22 protein-coding genes and 1 pseudogene are annotated in these 17,700 nt (G+C 41.1%); 21 read left to right on the plus strand and 2 right to left on the minus strand.

Annotated features, from left to right (window positions below; translation table 11 throughout):
• The first annotated feature begins 137 nt into the window (after nt 1-137).
• The 21 genes and pseudogenes from MHB49_RS08575 (at nt 138) to MHB49_RS08675 (ending at nt 15,640) form a co-directional block, all read left to right on the plus strand.
• Complete coding sequence (locus tag MHB49_RS08575) at nt 138-812, plus strand: response regulator transcription factor (RefSeq protein ID WP_405155795.1); 675 nt, start codon at nt 138-140, stop codon at nt 810-812.
• A 14-nt stretch (nt 813-826) separates the two neighbouring features.
• Nucleotides 827-1,897, plus strand: a complete 1,071-nt coding sequence (locus tag MHB49_RS08580) for an ATP-binding protein (RefSeq protein ID WP_405155796.1) — start codon at nt 827-829, stop codon at nt 1,895-1,897.
• 632 nt (nt 1,898-2,529) lie between these two features.
• Nucleotides 2,530-3,249: a ferritin-like domain-containing protein gene (locus tag MHB49_RS08585; RefSeq protein ID WP_405155797.1), complete on the plus strand. Its 720-nt coding sequence runs from the start codon at nt 2,530-2,532 to the stop codon at nt 3,247-3,249.
• 214 nt (nt 3,250-3,463) lie between these two features.
• Nucleotides 3,464-3,952: a histidine phosphatase family protein gene (locus MHB49_RS08590; protein WP_405155798.1), complete on the plus strand. Its 489-nt coding sequence runs from the start codon at nt 3,464-3,466 to the stop codon at nt 3,950-3,952.
• Between the two features lie 165 nt (nt 3,953-4,117).
• Nucleotides 4,118-4,573 (plus strand): hypothetical protein, encoded by a 456-nt coding sequence (locus MHB49_RS08595; protein ID WP_405155799.1) that lies wholly within the window; start codon nt 4,118-4,120, stop codon nt 4,571-4,573.
• Between the two features lie 165 nt (nt 4,574-4,738).
• Entirely contained in the window at nt 4,739-5,134 is a 396-nt protein-coding gene (locus tag MHB49_RS08600; protein ID WP_405155800.1) for a hypothetical protein, read from the plus strand.
• 191 nt (nt 5,135-5,325) lie between these two features.
• On the plus strand, nt 5,326-5,754 hold the full coding sequence (locus MHB49_RS08605) for an NUDIX hydrolase (RefSeq protein WP_405155801.1): 429 nt from the start codon (nt 5,326-5,328) through the stop codon (nt 5,752-5,754).
• A gap of 211 nt (nt 5,755-5,965) precedes the next feature.
• Nucleotides 5,966-6,251, plus strand: a pseudogene (locus MHB49_RS08610) (GrpB family protein).
• A 22-nt stretch (nt 6,252-6,273) separates the two neighbouring features.
• Nucleotides 6,274-6,480: a hypothetical protein gene (locus tag MHB49_RS08615; RefSeq protein WP_405155802.1), complete on the plus strand. Its 207-nt coding sequence runs from the start codon at nt 6,274-6,276 to the stop codon at nt 6,478-6,480.
• A 43-nt stretch (nt 6,481-6,523) separates the two neighbouring features.
• The gene (locus tag MHB49_RS08620; protein WP_405155803.1) at nt 6,524-6,994 is read left to right on the plus strand and encodes a hypothetical protein; all 471 of its coding nucleotides are present in this window, start codon (nt 6,524-6,526) and stop codon (nt 6,992-6,994) included.
• 87 nt (nt 6,995-7,081) lie between these two features.
• Entirely contained in the window at nt 7,082-7,486 is a 405-nt protein-coding gene (locus MHB49_RS08625; RefSeq protein WP_405155804.1) for a DUF4259 domain-containing protein, read from the plus strand.
• A 5-nt stretch (nt 7,487-7,491) separates the two neighbouring features.
• Nucleotides 7,492-8,205 carry a hypothetical protein gene (locus tag MHB49_RS08630; RefSeq protein WP_405155805.1) on the plus strand — a complete coding sequence of 238 codons (714 nt, stop codon included), beginning with the start codon at nt 7,492-7,494 and terminating at the stop codon, nt 8,203-8,205.
• Between the two features lie 113 nt (nt 8,206-8,318).
• The gene (locus MHB49_RS08635; RefSeq protein WP_405155806.1) at nt 8,319-9,086 is read left to right on the plus strand and encodes a nucleotidyltransferase domain-containing protein; all 768 of its coding nucleotides are present in this window, start codon (nt 8,319-8,321) and stop codon (nt 9,084-9,086) included.
• A 70-nt stretch (nt 9,087-9,156) separates the two neighbouring features.
• Entirely contained in the window at nt 9,157-9,534 is a 378-nt protein-coding gene (locus MHB49_RS08640) for a VOC family protein (RefSeq protein WP_405155807.1), read from the plus strand.
• 341 nt (nt 9,535-9,875) lie between these two features.
• Entirely contained in the window at nt 9,876-10,616 is a 741-nt protein-coding gene (locus MHB49_RS08645; RefSeq protein ID WP_405155808.1) for a cyclase family protein, read from the plus strand.
• A gap of 123 nt (nt 10,617-10,739) precedes the next feature.
• On the plus strand, nt 10,740-10,934 hold the full coding sequence (locus tag MHB49_RS08650; protein WP_405155809.1) for a hypothetical protein: 195 nt from the start codon (nt 10,740-10,742) through the stop codon (nt 10,932-10,934).
• Between the two features lie 18 nt (nt 10,935-10,952).
• Nucleotides 10,953-11,537, plus strand: a complete 585-nt coding sequence (locus MHB49_RS08655; RefSeq protein ID WP_405155810.1) for a chloramphenicol phosphotransferase CPT family protein — start codon at nt 10,953-10,955, stop codon at nt 11,535-11,537.
• A 102-nt stretch (nt 11,538-11,639) separates the two neighbouring features.
• Nucleotides 11,640-11,918: a hypothetical protein gene (locus MHB49_RS08660; protein ID WP_405155811.1), complete on the plus strand. Its 279-nt coding sequence runs from the start codon at nt 11,640-11,642 to the stop codon at nt 11,916-11,918.
• A 136-nt stretch (nt 11,919-12,054) separates the two neighbouring features.
• Nucleotides 12,055-13,095, plus strand: coding sequence for an ABC transporter substrate-binding protein (locus tag MHB49_RS08665; RefSeq protein WP_405155812.1), 1,041 nt, complete (start codon nt 12,055-12,057; stop codon nt 13,093-13,095).
• Between the two features lies 1 nt (nt 13,096).
• Nucleotides 13,097-13,873, plus strand: a complete 777-nt coding sequence (locus MHB49_RS08670; protein ID WP_405155813.1) for a (2Fe-2S)-binding protein — start codon at nt 13,097-13,099, stop codon at nt 13,871-13,873.
• 45 nt (nt 13,874-13,918) lie between these two features.
• Nucleotides 13,919-15,640, plus strand: a complete 1,722-nt coding sequence (locus tag MHB49_RS08675) for a helix-turn-helix domain-containing protein (protein WP_405155814.1) — start codon at nt 13,919-13,921, stop codon at nt 15,638-15,640.
• 120 nt (nt 15,641-15,760) lie between these two features.
• On the opposite strand, the gene MHB49_RS08680 is transcribed toward MHB49_RS08675, so the two are convergent.
• Nucleotides 15,761-16,444 carry an ABC transporter ATP-binding protein gene (locus MHB49_RS08680; RefSeq protein WP_405155815.1) on the minus strand — a complete coding sequence of 228 codons (684 nt, stop codon included), beginning with the start codon at nt 16,442-16,444 and terminating at the stop codon, nt 15,761-15,763.
• The gene (locus MHB49_RS08685; protein WP_405155816.1) at nt 16,444-17,700 is read right to left on the minus strand and encodes an ABC transporter permease; all 1,257 of its coding nucleotides are present in this window, start codon (nt 17,698-17,700) and stop codon (nt 16,444-16,446) included. The genes MHB49_RS08680 and MHB49_RS08685 overlap by 1 nt, the downstream gene beginning before the upstream one ends.

Below are 17,700 nucleotides of genomic sequence, written 5' to 3' on the forward strand. Positions count from 1 at the left end.
CCTCTCTTTATGATGGGATAACCAGAACTTTAATCGCTAAATATCAACTGAACCTCAAGTGATGCAGCGAATCGGAGTTGATGTTCGGTTTACGTTGAAACAGTATAATAATGATAGGGTGGAGGGAGGAGTGCACAGTGTTCGATATACTTGTGGTCGAAGATGATGCCAATACGCAAAAGCTGCTATGTGCAGTGCTCAAGCATGGAGGCTTTAATGCCCATCCGGTTAAGAACGGGCTCGAAGCGCTAAGCAGGATGGAGGAGCAGCGATTTGACTTGATTGTGCTGGACCTGATGATGCCAGAGATGGACGGTTATCAATTATGCAAGGAATTGCGCAGCGCCGGGGACAATATCCCGATTCTGATGGTCACGGCTGCGCATGAAATCACGGACAAGCATCACGGCTTCCTTGCTGGCACGGACGATTATATGACGAAGCCGTTCGACGAGCAGGAGCTGCTGTTCCGCATTAAAGCGCTGCTTCGCAGGGCGCAGATTGCCAGTGAGCACAAACTCGTGTTGGGAGATACTACATTGGATTACAACGCTCTAACGGTTATGAGAGGAGAGGTGCAAACCTATCTGCCCCAAAAGGAGTTTTACCTGCTGTTTAAGCTGATGAGCTATACCGGCAGAATTTTTACCCGCATGCATTTAATGGAGGAAATTTGGGGGCTGGAAACGGAGATAGACAGCCATACCCTGAATGTCCATATCAATCGATTGCGCGACAAATTCAGGGACAATCCTGATTTTGAGATTGTGACGGTGCGCGGGTTGGGGTACAAGATGGTGAAGCGTGGGTGAAGGGGATGAAGAGGATGCCAAGAAGGCGAAGGATACTTCCACAAAAAATCAGTCTGGCGTTTTCCTTGGTGGCATTGGTGTTTGTAGTCATGGTGCTATCTATTGGTTCGGCAGGTTTGCTTGCTTTTTTACTTTATCGGGCAGGCCTGCTTGACATGAGTAACCCTGAGCCCATTCGCGGGGTGTATGTGTTGTTATATATCAGCCTTTTTCTGGGGGTGGTAATTGCCGCGCTGCTGAGCAGGCGCTCGGTGAGACCGATCCGGGATATGATGGAAGCCACCGACAAGGTGGCGAAAGGAGATTTTTCCGCTGAGGTGAGAGCGAAGGGCAGCATTGTTTTTGAAATGGATGCGCTGGCGGCGAGCTTTAACAAAATGGTGCAGGAGCTGAGGGGGATTGAAACGTTGCGCAGCGATTTCGTGCGAAATTTCTCTCATGAATTCAAGACCCCCATAGCCTCTATCAGCGGCTTCGCCAAATTGTTGAAGAAGGGCGGCCTCAGTGAGGCGGACAAACAGGACTACTTGGACAGCATTATCCAGGAATCGGAACGATTGGTCGGCTTGTCGACCAGTATTCTCAACTTGTCGAAGGTAGAGAATATTGAAATCGTGAGCGAAAAGTCCGACTACCGCTTGGACGAGCAAGTCAGGCTGGCGATTCTGATGCTGGAGCCGAAATGGAGTACCCGCAACCTCAATTTGGAGCTTGCCTTGGACGACGAGATCGAAATATGCAGCAATAAAAATTTGATTCAGCAGGTGTGGATTAATTTGTTGGATAATGCGATCAAGCATTCGAACAGCGGCGGGACGCTAAAGGTTGGCTTATGGCAATGCGGAGGAGAGGCGGTGTTTCGGCTTGAGGACCAAGGATGCGGGATGAGCAAAGAGACGATGCGGCGGATGTTTGACAAATTTTATCAAGGCGATGCTTCTCGTACAACGGCGGGGAACGGACTCGGATTAACGCTGGTAAAGCGGATTGTCGATTTGTGCGAAGGATCGATTGAGGTAGAAAGTGAGCTTAAGCGAGGTTCGATTTTTACGATCAGGCTGCCTTTGGGGCAAAAGCGAAATTGAAGCTCAGGAAAATAGTAGTAAACATTACGGGATTTTTGATTGACGGATTGTCAAGCCAAGTGCGACAGTTCCTCTGAAAAGGATTCGTGAGCGCTTCTCCATCCCAAACACTTTCGTGGTCTGTGGTTTATCAGGTAGAGAGCTTTATCCTAAACACCGATGGTTACTTATTCAAGGTTATGAGAGTATAGTTAAGCTAGAAGAGCATTTCATTCGCGATTTAGAATGTTTTTTCATTATGTTTATGATAGAAAACTATTGTCACCACTCGTCTGATGTTAGAGAAACTCCTGGCTTAATCGAAGAACAGAAATATGCTCTGGCTTATATTACAGAATATATAAATGACAAGTCATTCTTATTTAAAGTTATTGAACCTATAGTTCCCGAAGGATTATAATCTTTTAACGAACTCGAGGAAGACCCCACCATCTGATAACAAAATGTTCACGCTCCGGGCAGCTGACGCTGCTCCTCGATCTGCCCGAGGCATTTCAAAGAAGTCGAATCAGGCAGACAACCCTGCGAACCTAACCGTATCGCGGCCGCTCGCTACGCTCCCTTAAGGTTCTCGGGTTCGTGAACACAAATACGTTATCTGACATAAACCTATTACATTTTAGGAGCAAATAATGAATATCACTTTCTCGAAATGGGTGCAATATTATCGAAGAAATAATCAAAACCTCAAATATATTCATTGGGATGACAACTATAAATTAACAACTAATGAAAGAGAAATAATCATTAAGTCAATTCAACAGTTTCAATTAGGAGAAAACTCTGAAGGTAAACATCTAATTAAACGTGCGCGAGAATATGTACATCAGACACAAGATCAGGATTACTATGAAGCACTTATAGAATTCATTAAAGAAGAACAGAGGCACGCTAGAGATTTAGGCAGATTTATGAAGGTACAGGGAATCCCACTCCTTCGTAGACATTGGGTGGACAATGTATTTAGAAGATTACGTCGATATGCGAGTCTAGAACAATCAGTCATTGTTCTATTAACTGCTGAGATCATTGCCAAGTTGTACTATAAAGCCTTGCAAAAATCTACAAAGTCAGAAGTATTAATAGATTTATGTAATCAGATTTTAAGTGATGAGGAGAAACATGTTCAGTTTCAATCCGAAACACTTCATAAATTTGCTCAAAATAGAAGCGTTCTCTTTAATAGAACAGTTTATATCCTTCGTAGAATCCTTTTTGAAGGAACGCTAATTATAGTGTGGTATCAACATAAGCCTGTATTTAAAGCTGGGGGATATAAACTCAAAAGTTATTACTATGAATGCCGTCATGAGTTTAACTTAACAAAGAAGATTATAGCTAATTCACAGTAGAGGTTTACGTCAGATAACATTATATCCAAGCTTCGGGTCCTGACGCTCTCTCGGTCAGCCCGAAGGGAATTGGCAGGGAAGTGGAATCAGCGGACACATCCGCACCGACTAACCGCATCGCGGCCGCCCCTAACGTGGCTTAAGTCGGTGGGACGTCGTAGATACAGTAACGTTATCAGAAAGATCAGTGAATTAACATTAAATTCAAGAAAGAGTGCAAAATGGCAACCATAACGCTAAGAGATTAAGTTCAGACAATTGGAATCATATTTATTCAAGTACTTTAGAAAGAGCAAAGCAAACTGCTCTTATCATAGGGAATTCTATCGGAGTAGATATTCATCTTGATGATCGTCTCAGGGAAAGGGCAGGATTGATTGAAGGTACTACTGAAGAGGAAAGAATAGAAAAGTGGGGAACAGACTGGAGAGATTTAAATCTGGGGCTTGAACCAATTGAAGCTGTCCAAAAGAGAGGTGAAGAATTTTTAGAAGAAATTGTGTTGAATCATCAAGGTGAAAAGGTGCTAGTTGTTTCTCATGGTGCCCTAATCGAATTTAATTTTATAAATTTACTTCCTGATTTTCCTACAAAACACTTCGGCAATACTTCAATAACAATAGTAAAGAAAATAGGTAATCAATGGACTTGTGAACTGCATAACTGCACAAAACATCTTGAGGGTAATAACGAGGAAGGCTGATCCCTCTGATAACACCATATTCACGCTTCGGGCATACACCCTCGGTCCGGCATACGCTGGGTCGTGAATACAGGAACGTTATGCGAAACCAAATAAGATTTTTAAGAATGGGTGATTCAATTGAATAATATTGAGCTAGAAAGCTGGATCGGTACATATAAAATTATGGATAGAACTTTAGAAGGTTTTTGGGTAGCATTCAATAATTACTTGAAAGAATGCCCAGAAGAAGTTAGTTTGTTTTTTGATGAAATGAATCTGGAAAATATTAAGCCTTCAATAGATACAATAGAGTATAAAACTATTTTTCATCCTGATTATCAGATCGTAGACAGTTACTATTCTCAGAGGGTTATATCTACGTTAGACATTTACTACAAAAATAATAGAATAGGTTATTATAATATGTTCTTTTATACCGATGGCGAATGTTTTGACGATAGCCTAGTTACAGAATGGACAGGCTGGTATATAACATTGAAACTGGAAGCATTAATTGAAATTCAACAAGAAATTAAAAAAGAATTGGTAAAAAACAAGGTAAAAGAAGATGAAATCGAAAAAATCTATAACTTAATAGATAAACAAATTTCTAAAATCAAATCTCAAATCCATAACTAATTGTAGGTGGGGAGTTCGAAGAAGATGTGGCGTCACATAACATAATATTCACGCTGCGGACATTCGTCCTTGGTCCGGCATTCGCCGGATACTCAGCATGTGCTGAGTCGTGAATACAGGAACGTTATCAGAAATTACAATTTTAAAAAATCGAGGTGTGAATTTGTGAAAGTAAAATTAATATTTGTGAGTAAAGCAATGATATTTTTCCTATTATTAATAGGATGTTCTGAAAAACAAATTGCAATAGATCAAATAATTGGTGAATGGAAAGTAACAAGCGAACAGGTTAATCTAGAAAAATTCACTTCGACACATGGAATGATTAGAATATATGAAGGTTTAAGAATTGCAGAGCATTTTGAAGAGGATAACGTAATAACAATACTTGGAGACGGATCAATTGAATTTCCAACAATTACAGGTGGTTATGAGTTGGATTATCAAGATGGATACAATTATATATCAATAATTGGTGATAGTTCTGAATCGGTCCACCCAGTCTATGTTAATGATGATACCTTGCAAATTAATACATATATCTTAAAGAGAATTAAATAATTGAAGATAATGAAAGTAATTCAAGTAGTTGTCACTTCTGATAACATAATTCACGCAGCGGATACGCTTTGGTCACTGTGATGCTTTTGTCAGGGTAGTGAATTCATGTGCCAACTTGCTGCGCAAGTTCGTGATTACCTGAACGTTATATGAAAGATATTCAGATCTAAGTCAGAAGGGAGTCAAACATAATGATAAGAGTCGATGTAGCTTATTCCTTAATTACTGATCCAACCAATTCCAAAATATTAATGGTAAGGAATGTAGATGATTCTAGTGACCGATGGTCACTTCCAGGCGGGGCTGTTGAAAGAGAAGAATCATTAGACCAAGCAGCAATAAGGGAAGCTAAAGAAGAAACTGGACTAGATATTAAAGTTCATGGAATAGTGGCAGTAAATGAATGTAAATTTCCGAAAAAAGAAGAACATGTAATATTTATAACATTTAAAGGTGAGGTAATCGGTGGGAATGAAGAAATAGTTAGACCTAATGAAATTTCTGAAATAGCTTGGATTGATATAGAAAAGGCTGAACAATTAATGCCTTATTATAAAGATGGAATAAGAAGATTAATAGAAGGATATGAAATAACATATTTTAACGAAGGCAATAAGTGATTTTGTGAGTTGTTCGAGACGGCATATCCTTCATATAACAAAATATTCGCACTGCAGGCTACTCGTCCCTTGATCTGCCAGGAGTGTTTTCGAGGAAGAAGAGATACATCCATCCCCCTTAGATAGAGCTATCTAAGGGGGATGGACGTTGTGAATACAGAAACATGAGTTGAAATCTTCATAAATACTTTATTTTTTTGGGCATCCAAGGATGAGTAAAGAAACAATAATTATTGAAGATTACAACAATGAATGGTCTGAAATGTTTTCTGATCTGAAATCCATCATAGAACATAGACTCGGGGATCTAGTACTTAGAATTGAGCACGTTGGTAGTACAGCAGTACCTAGTGAAAATACAGAAACCTGAACATCATTTATATGTTTGTAATAAAGAGAGCAATGAGTTATTAAGACATATATCCTTCAGAGATGCATTAATTAGCAATCCCGAATTTGTAAATAAAGTACTTAATGAATGTGGAAAGACTTTGTAGTTAGCTCAAGGGGACAATGCTGTTGAACGATCAGTTGGTTTTATCTAATCCGAGTATTGAACTAAAAGACTCCTATTTGAGTTTTTATCAGGAATGGAAACAAAGTGGAGAAGATATGATTCCATGGGTGAGTGAGAAAGACCCAGAAAACTTTGAAAAGATGATAACATGGCTTAACAACAACAAACAAGGCATTACAGCAGACAACCCCATTGGGTTTCATGAATAAAGAAACGTTAGATGAAATTACCAGAGAAAAGTGATGTGAAAACATGAAAAGGGTTCAAATATATAAATGGATTATTGAATATGACTATAATAAAACCAAAGAGTTCTATAAAGATTATCATTTAATAACTGAAGGTTGCGATTGCATAAATTGTAAGAACTTTGTTGAAGCAATTCCAGTCTTACCGAAGGATGTTATTACTTTTTTTGAAAGTTTAGGAATCGATCCAAGGAAAGAGGGAGAAGTATCTGAGTACTGCGAGAATGAAGATGGAACTCACTTATATGGTGTTTTTTTTCATATAGTTGGTAGAATGATTAGTGGACCAGAAGTATGGACTAAAAATGATGTGTCGGGAACAGTGAATTCTTTAGACAAAGATTTATATCAAATTGCTAATTTCAGATTTGGATTTACGAATGAGATTAATTTAGTGCGTGATGGATTTCCAAAGCCGATATTACAAATTGAATTTGAAGGAATCGTTCCGTGGATAATTTCGGAGGGGGCTTAAGTCGGTGGGACGTCGTGGATACACGAACGTTATGTGAAATTCTCTAAGAGCTTTAAAACATAATGACACTTTTTGGAGGTTAAGTTGATGGGAGCATGGGGAACTGGAATTTTTGAGAACGATGATGTATTAGATTGGAAGGCAGATTTACTTGATTCTGATGACATCGAATTAATTGAAGAGACGATTGAAGAAGTATTAGAAGATGAATATATTGAGTTAGATTCAGCTTCAAATGCTCTAGGTGCAATTGAGATCCTTGCAGCATTACAAGGTAGTCCTGGGAAAGAGATATTGAATAATCAAAGTAATACTGAAGATCTATATGACTGGATCAATACACATAAAGGTAAAGGAAAAAAACTCATTTCAAAAGCTAAACGAGCAGTTAAGAAAATTAAAAAAGATTCAGAACTAAAAGAGCTATGGGAAGAATCAGAAGAATATCCAATCTGGTTAAATACAATAAATGACTTAGAGAATCGATTGTAAAGAGATTGATAGCTTTTCGAGAAGAGGGAACTTCCCATAACATAATATTCAAGCAGCCGCTCCTTTGGAGCCTTGGTCTGGAGGATGGATTTCGGGAAAGCATTTCAGCAGACGAAGGGGGTCATAATACAGGAACGTTAGATGAAATTCCGAATAATCATCTGTTTAGGGAGGAATCAGTGATGATAAAAATGTTAAAAGAACAAAATAACCAATTGAATTATTGGGAAGTCTGGTATGACGAGGATTCAAAAGAATATAATATTCACTTTGGATTACTAGGAGACATCGGAAACCATCAAATAGAAGCGAAGAAAAAAGGAATCAATGTACCTAAATATATGGATCAGCTTGCTAAAGGAAAATTAGAAGAAGGATATATGTATCTTGAAGACGATTTACTACAAGAATTAATGATTCAATATAAAACAGAAGAAAATAAAATAGTAGAAGAAGAATTAGAAAAACGTCATTTTGTTGAATCATTAATGAATGAGTGTCTAGGATGGACTGGAAATGGTCACTGTGATGGAGGAGATTATGGAAGTGGTACAATGAATATTTTTTGTTATGTGATCAATTCAAAAATTGCAATAGAAACAATAATGAATGAATTGACAAAAAATGATTTGCTTGATAATTGCACTTTAGCAATCTCAAATGGAGAAGACTATATTTCATATTATCCAACTCAAGGTGAAACAGTAGGAATATTCTAAAAAGTCGGAACGTCATCTAACATTATATCCACGCATCGGAGCCTTAAGTCGGTGAGACGTCGTGGATGCAGTAACGTTAGCCGAAAGAAGTTCTTAGTTTAGGAGGAGTTTATATGATATTAGAAAAAGTTATAAATGGAATTGTAATACAAAGTGAATATAAGGATTTGGTTGATAAGTATGTGGATCATATCCTTAACGAATTTAAAGATAAGATTCATAGCATTTATATGTGTGGCTCGATTCCAAAAGGAACGGCTAAACCTTTTAAGTCAGATGCAGACTTTACCATTGTATGTGCAAATCCCGAAGATATTGATTACGAAAGATTGTCCATTATGAAAGACAGGCTTTTGGAAGAATATCCAATCGTAACTAAGATTGATACGACCATTTGCTCGATTGATGATGTATTAAGTAAACCGAATGAGTGGGGTTTTTGGGTTAAGATCATTTGTGTTTGCATATATGGTGATGACATTGGTGAAAAAGTAGCACCGATCATGATTTCTCCAGAGTTCATTTTAGACTTGAATACAGAAACGAAGGAGGAAGTAGATCGTGTACATCGTTCACTTTCTAATGCTAGTGATCACACAATGAAAACTAGGTATATTAAAGGTTACTCTAAGAGATTACTTCGCGCATTATACTCCTTGGTTTTAGAAGATACAGGGGTATGGGAAGACGACATGACTAAGATGAAAAATGCTATATTAAACTATTGCGAGATTGACCCCGCTTTAGTTGAATATCTGTATGCTTGTTATTTGGATAGCAATGTACTTGTTGAAGAGTTTCTGAGAATTGCAGATGAAGTATATGACTATTTTGAGAATGCCTTAAAAATAATGGCTGCTTCCAGAACTTCCTTTGGCTAACACCATATTGACGCTCTGGTTCGCTCTGAGAAGCGAGTGATCAGAACACAAAATCAAGGAGGGAAATTCATTGAATAACTTGATTGAGAATGTTGATCATGTTCAAATACCTGTTAAAGACGTTGATCAGGCAGTGGGATGGTACAGTGAAGTGTTAGGATTAGAACCACTGATAGTTTATCCTCACGCAGCATGGCTGAAATTCAATTCAGGCCCCTTACTGATGCTTCATCTCAGTTCGAAAAATGATAAGACTTTATGGTTGTCCAATGATGGTTTTCCTATGCCATCATTTATGTTTCTAACAAAGGACATTGAATTATTACACACAACATTACAATCACATGATGTAAAGATAAGACTATATGAAGATCATGGGTTTGGATGGGTGATTAAGTTTACAGACCCATTTGGGAATGAGTTAGGAGCATTTCAGCCAAAAGAATGACACAATATAAAGAGAATTTGTAAGTATCTCAAGAAAGAGTCAGCATTATATAACATCGTATTCACATGCGGGTCGCTATCGTGCCCCTTGATTCGACCGAGGCTTTTCAAAGAAGTGAAGTCAGACGGCCAACGTTTCTTGGATAGAATACGTCTGATCTATGAGATGTTGAATCCCGAAAACTTTGCTGGCGAATATGTGCCAGGTAATTTTGTGCTATACCGCTACGGTTATAATCTGCATTGGACTCAAACGAGCATCAGTCGAATTCAGAGAATCATGAAAAATAGAATGAGAGCAGAGTAAAATATCACGTTTACTCAAGTAGGGAGGCGTTTCTTTTGCAATCTTCTGAGCTTGTTCATCAATTTATGAATTGTTTTAATCAACTGAACGTATACGATATTTCCCCCGTATTTGAAACGAATATGCCGGGATTTCATCATCATCCGTCTCTCGGGATTGTGGAGAATCATCGCAACTTCTGCCATCATGGATACTATGCACAGACGTTGATCATATCAGAGCATACGGGCTCACATGTGGATGCCCCAGTGCATTGTCACGGAGAACAGGCAGCAATTGATCAACTTCCGGTGGATTGTCTGATTGGTCCCTACAAGAAATACGACCTGGCAAACTATGCTCTTGAAGCAGGCAAACCTGTTGGATTGGACATGATCCGAGAGGTAGAGAAGCGGGATAACTTCACTCTTCAGGCAGGTGATATTGTGCTGATTGACTTTGGCTGGGACCAATACTATAAACCGGATGCGAGCGGCAAGGAGAGAGACTGGTGGGGGAAAAATGAACCGGGTCTCACCCGTGAGGTGTGCCAGTACTTTTACGAATCGGGAATCAAAGCCATTGGAGCAGATACACCAGGGGTAGATATTTGTATGGTGAACGGGGAAATACTGAGCGCTCCAGGTCATGTAGAATATTTTTTGCCTAATCAGATCTTGATCATGGAGGGGTTCAGCAGAATGAATCAGGCTCCAGCAGCTGGCATATTTATGGCACTTCCTTTAAAAATTAAAAATGGATCAGGCTCTCCTATTCGTCCAATTTTACTGGCGTAGTTACCTGGGAGATTTGGCTGACTTGTTTGTACATAAGGTACGAAAGAAGAGAAATATCCTAGGCCAGCTTTTTGCTGGAATCGGGTCAGTATGCTGACAGTTGTGAGGCTGTGAAAGAGCCTTGTGAATACTTTTTTTGAATTATCCAATGAATACGAAGCCGAAGAATTCAATATTGAGCTTGAGTATAAACAAAGAGAAGAGATCCAGGGTAAGTTTCGAAACGAGATTATTGAAATCCAGGAGCTTTATGATGTGTTTAGGGAGTATTTTAAACAAGTGATGCAAGAACGTGCTCTAAAAGATAAGCCAATTTAAAAGATAACGGTGATTAATGTGGAACGAGGACTCATTATATTTTTGAACGGAACGTCAAGTTCAGGTAAGACGAGCATCGCGATGGAAATGAAAAAGCAGGGAGAAATTCCATTCCATCATCTATCTGTAGATCAATTTTTCCAAAATTATGATCAGTTCATCGATACTACATATCCAGATATGAAACCAACAAGAGAATTGGAAGCCAATGTGATGTCAGATATCCTTTTCGGCCCGATTGGCTCATTGTACTATGCAACCATTAAACTGTTTTCGGAGCTGGGTCTGAATGTGATTGTGGATACGGTCATCAGCAATGACAAGTGGTTTAATGATTTTTATGATTTGCTCTCAGATTATCCGATATTGTTTGTAGGCGTACACTGCTCGAAAGAAGAACTCACCAGAAGAGAGCAGAGCAGGGGAGATCGCGAGATTGGACTTGCCCATTCCCAGTTCGACTACATATATTCCTATGATGAATATGATCTGGAAGTGAACACGGAAGAGCTTAGTTCGGCTGCATGTGCAGAAAAGATATTAAGCTATATGGAGTCTGAGCAGGAATACTCTGCATTTAAGAAGTTAAGTAGAAGAGAATAAATAATACTCTAATGCATAGAAAGGTTTCAAATTCCCTTTGGGAGGAAGAAGGCCTTCTTTTTTTGTACAAGTTCAAATGATGCAAAAAGGAGGGGCAACATCATGAATCCAGAAGATCATATCCAACACATGTTACAGGCGATCATTGAAAACACACAATCCATCATCAACGATAGTCATAAGCAATCCTTCGGCTCTTTGGAATATTTCCTGGGACATATATTAGAGTATCGGGATGAGAAGCAATACCTGACAGACGAGTGGCATATCCGCACACCGCGCTGGCTGGGGGAGTATGGCAATACGCCAGAGGAAGAAGCGCTTCTTTCGGATATCTACCGCTTGCAAACGTATATTGCTGAGAAATTAAAAGGTGGATAAGAGGAGTGTGATGTCGCATTAGTCCGGCTGAAATGTCGCAAAAGTACATGGTAACACGATGCGAAGATCGTATATACTCTCTTTATGTTTCGATAATGAAAATCATTATCAGTAATATACATAAGGGGGATTCATCATGAATCAAGGAACAAACGGGCAAGCGGCCGGAAGCAAAGGCTATGCTGCTCACAAATCACGATTACTCATGGGCTTAATGCTGGCCCTTATTCTTATCCTGACGGCTTGCGGTGCCGGAACAGGTACAGATAGCGGCAAACCATCCGCAGCAACGCCTTCGGATACACCTGCGAGTACGGAGACGAAGACGGATGACGCTTTCCCTGTAACGATCAAGGGCATGAAGGGTGACCTGACTCTAAACGAAAAACCGAAGAAAATTGCGGTGCTGGATGTTAAGTTTTTGGATCAAATGTTAGCGGTCGGTGAAAAACCAGCAGGTAGTGTTATCGCTGGAGGTAACACCGATTTTCCAGAATACTTAAGTGATCAGGCGAGTGGCGTTGAAGTTCTGGGTACACGGGACGAGCCTAACCTTGAAGCCATTGTTGCGCTCGACCCGGATCTGATTATCATGACCGACTTTCAAGAGAAGCAGTATGAGAGTGTAAGCAAAATTGCACCTACCCTGGTGCTCGATTTCTACGAAGACTGGCGTGATACGTTAGCTACAGTGGCTAAGATTACCGACAAGCAGGACGAGGCAGAGAAAGTACGCACGGCGTATGAAGAAAAAGTGGCAGGAATGAAAACGAAACTGGCGGAGAAGCTGGGTGATGAAACGGTAGCGCTGATTCGTCCGAGAAAAGAAGGCATTCGTGTCCATGGCATCGAGCACCGTACAGGCGGCATTTTGTATAATGATTTGGGCTTGAAAATGCCAGCACTCGTTGAAGGAATCAAGGATGATACTTCCGTAGAAATCTCAATGGAGAAAGTGCCTGAGATTGGAGCAGATCGTTATTTTGTACTGTCGGATGAGCTGTTTGCCGCAGAGGCAGAAGCTATGGCGAGCAATCCTGTATGGACGTCCCTTGATGCCGTGAAAAATAACCGTGCTTATGACGTGAATTCAACACTTTGGATTGCATACTACGGACCTCTTGCGATTAATCTGATTGTAGATCAGGCATCGGAAGCCCTGCTCGGATCGAATTAATATGAATCTGTATCTCACGACTGACTTATGGAAAGAGACCGTAGAGGATCATTCGATTTTGCTTGGTGAGCCGCCTGAACATTGTGTCCGTACCATTGCTCTGAGTGAGCTGCATGACGAAGAGGCGTGCCGAGAGTATATCCGCTGGTTTCAGGACTATATCGATGCGCCTGATATGAAGGTTGCTGCTTCCATGTTAGCCAAGCGGCTTGGCTATCTATGGACGGCTCCGCTGGTGACCGCAATGACGTTTCATCATCAGCATGTAACCTTTCAGCTGGAGAACAGCTTTCTCTATCATCCGAGGCTCGAAGAACATGAGGAGGGTACACGATTTCCTTTTCTAGCAGTGAACGGACTTCGGGCTGAAGCACTGACTGGAGACAGGGACGTATGGAGGGAAAAGGCGATCCAGGAGATGTTTGCGGTACAGCTGACACCTCTGTTAAAGGCTCTTGCTGCGATTGCGCCTCTTTCGATGAGCATTCTCTGGGAGAATATCATGGTACGTATCGGCCGACTATTCACCCCTGATGAAGATCAAACTGAGCAGGAAAGTAAGATCATTCGAGAGGACTTTTCATATCTGACGCAGGTGGCGTCCGGGCAAGTGTTTGGTGTGAGAAAGAATCCGCTAACTCGTTTCACCGATTGTAAGGACAATGTGCATGTTGCCAAAAGCGAGCGGATCACCTGCTGTTTCTACTACCAGATGTCAGGGGAATATTGCCTCAAATGTCCGAAAATTGACAATGAGAAAGAATCTCAATTAAAATGACAACAGCAACAATTTTACCTATGCGATTGTCAGGAGATGAGAGAAATGCCGCTGCAAGAACAGACAAGTGGTTGGAGTGATACGGCGATCAAGATGCTTGGCGGGTATAGCGGTACTTTACAGACAGGCAGCGTTCTACGCGAAACGGATTTAACTTCAAATGTGTTGCTGCTGGCATGCGGAGGGGAAGGGGAGCTTGCAATGGATGGCGAGGGCTGCCACATTGGGGCTTCTTTTGCCTGTCATGTGGTGGAGGGGTCATCCTTTTCGATGACGGCCAGATCAGAAGACATTCATTATATTATGATCATGTACAAGGCTTCTTCGATGGAAGGAGCCTCTCTTGTTGTGCCTTCATATCGCAAACATCCGCTGCGCAGGTCATTTGTGCAACATTCGGTAACCCACGCCGAATGGATCGAAAACGCCGAAAAAATCGTTGCCAAATGGCGCCGCGGCGAAGGGCTGGAACGTTTCTATGCCAATGCGCTGCTCCAGGGGATGATCTACGAGCTAATCATGGAGTACGAACATGGTCAAGGGGGACCGGAGTCCGATATGGTGGATGTGGTCGCTTCCTATATAACCTCGCATTATCGCCAGAATCTGGAGCTGAAAGAGCTGGCAGCCCTTGCGGGATGCAGCGTAAGGCAGTTACAGCGCCGTTTCAAACAAGAGAAGCAGCTCGGCCCGATGGAGTACGTCATTCAACTGCGCATGGAAAGTGCCTCACGGATGCTGCGTCATACGGATGCTTCCATCGGTGAAATTGCGGACAAAATGGGCTATCAGGATATGTATTATTTCAGCAGAGCGTTTAAGAAATATTATGGCGTCCCACCGCTGCATTACCGACTTGCCTCCGCTTCGAGAAAGGATGCAGACTATGCCAATGCTTTGCTGCAAAACCGCACAGCTTCATCATATGAATCTGCCCAAGGCTCAGTCATCTGCCATATGCGAGGGGAGTATACCGTCACCGAATCACCACAACGTATTGCTGTCCTCGATGTGCAATATGCCGATCATCTGCTTGCGCTCGGGTTGTCTCCAGCAGGAAGTGTCGGAGTGGGAAGTACCGTGTTAACGTTCCCTCCATCACTTCGAGCAGGGCTTCAGCATACCGAATTGCTCGGTACATATGAATACCCCGATCTGCCTGCGGTAGAGCGACTGTCACCCGATCTGATTATTTGCACCGAGGTGCATAATCAGCATCATGAATGGTTAAGCCGGATCGCTCCAGTGCTCATGTTCAAGCGCAATGAAAGTTGGCAGACGATCCTGAGCCTGTTTGGTGAACTAACAGGAAAGCGGGCAGAAGCCAAGCAAATTATTGCGAATTATCACCGACGAACGGCTTTGCTGTCTGAGGAACTGGCTGCGGTATTGGCAGGCAAAGGCGTTGCTCTGATCCGTCCATTGGAATCTCTCGTGCGCGTGCACTCAGCTGCTCATCGTACAGGTGCTGTGCTGTACCGTGATCTGGGTCTGCCCGTTCCATTATTTGTAGCAGACACCTCCGACACGGCCTATCACATCTCGGTTGAGAGACTACCGGCTGTACAAGCCAGCCACTATTTTTTGCTCAGTAATGAACTGATGCAAAATGGCATATCTGCTACAGAGAAGCGTGTGTGGACAATGCTTGATACCAGTGAGCAACAGCATATCCACTCCGTCGATGCCGCGACCTGGATTGGGTGTTATGGGCCAACAGGCATTAATGGTATTGTGGATCAGATCGCTCAGGCTTTGTTGGCTTGAGGGAACTTTTTGATGGCAAGAAATATATAGCTCGTGCAGCCGTCCCATAAGTCGTAAATAATTAGGCATATCCCCATGATTAAAATGATAAAACCAAAAGAAACCGTTCCTTGGTTTTTATCATTGAAGCTGATCCTTATTTATTTTTCCATCAACAATTTCGATGATACGATTGCATCTTTTGGCGACTTCCAGATCATGCGTTACGATAATGACGGTTTTTCCTTCCTGATGGAGCTGCTGCAAGAGATCCATGATCTCCGCTCCGGTTTTTCGATCCAGATTTCCAGTCGGCTCATCGGCCAGAATTAATTCAGGTTCTCCGACCAAAGCTCTCGCGATGGCAGTCCGCTGCTGTTGTCCACCCGATAGTTCATCCGGTTTTTTGTGCATGTGCTCCTTCAAACCGACTTTTTCAATATACAGCTGGGCTTTGGCGACTCGGTCTTTATGTTTTGATTTTCGGTAGGTGAGGGGCAGTGCCACATTATCAAGAACAGAATAGTCTTTTAATAACGCAAAGAATTGAAAAACAAATCCAATCGTTTGATTTCTGGTTTTGTGCATTTTATGATTCTTAATTTCTTGAAGCGAGTTGCCTTTTAGAAAAAAATCACCTTCCGTAGGGGAGTCAATCAACCCCAGTATATTTAACAGTGTACTTTTACCAGAACCAGAAGGCCCCATGATGGCAATCAGTTCACCCCGGTGAATATTCAGGTTAATACCGTCCAGAGCAAAGGTCTCATGATGTTTACGACGATATATTTTTTTAATTTCTTGTAATTGAATTAGCTCTTCCATCACTCCATTCCTCCAATCAATGATTTAGGCTCCAGTCTCCGAATGAATAGATATACAATACAGCTTGAGATCATAATGATCATGAACAACACCAAAAAAACAAAGAAAAGGATTGTACCATTCAGTTTATAGTCGAGTGGACTGGCATAGTTGAATTCACTTGAGAACCGTAACAGCCCGTTATATTTCCATAGAAAATGTGTCAGGGATAATACCGCCCCCGTGAGGCCGATGAATGAATTTTCGATACTGATTTGGCCTAAAATTCCAAGCCTACTTTCTCCTAAAGCCAACTTTATCCCAAACTCCCTTTTTCGGATCATAATAGATACGATGGTTGTAACTACAATGCCAATGACGGAAAAGATAATAAAAGATGCTCCTAATATGAGTTGAGGAATTTCGATAAAGGCATTGTCCCGCACGTTCTGTCGTACTTCATCCCCAAAATTTTTCAAACTTAACAAAACATCATTTCCCGGTAGTCGAAGGATTTGTGTCAATTTTTCCAGATGCGCCCCTTCACGCAAACTCAAAACCGTACCTAAATGTAATCTTGTAAACATGGAGTTATAATCGTTATAGATATCCTTAGACATGGGGATGAACATCGCTTTATCCAATTTCTGATAAATGTTTGAAGTGTTGTTGTTCACAATGTATTTATCAGGCAAGAAACCGTTAATTTTGTATTGTCCATTAATGACATCGCCGATCTTGTAATGTTTTTTGAAGTAGGAACCAACCAGTACATTGACGTTCTCATTGCGATTTTTAATAAAATCCTGTGCAGAAAAGCCTTGTCCTGGCTCCAATTTCAAGTCTAAAAGCTGATAATAGTTTTGATCCATTACGATTGCACTAATCGAAGGTTCATTATATCCCAAGTTGGTTTTGGTTAAATCAGCCACCATTGTATTGTTAAGTGGACCCATGCTTGGGTCAAGCATAATATTATCCTCATAGTACGTACCATAAGAGATAACATCTGGATTATGACCAAGTTGGGTGTATATGTCTTCTACTTGTTTTTGGTTAAACTTTTCTTTCTGGAATCCATTCGTAATCTTACCAGGGACAACTAAATAGGTGCTTTTTAAGTCCAGAATGGATTGGTTATTTAGATAAGACAGGTTATAGAAGATGTTGACTGAGCCTGTTATGGTGGATAAACCGTAGGTGAACTGAATAAGCAGCAGGATTGAAATGACCCATCTATTCTTCAATGCAGTGATAGCACTTTGTATTCTAAACAT

The sequence above is a fragment of the Paenibacillus sp. FSL K6-0108 genome (assembly GCF_045040695.1).
Classification (GTDB): Bacteria; Bacillota; Bacilli; order Paenibacillales; family Paenibacillaceae; genus Paenibacillus; species Paenibacillus pabuli_B.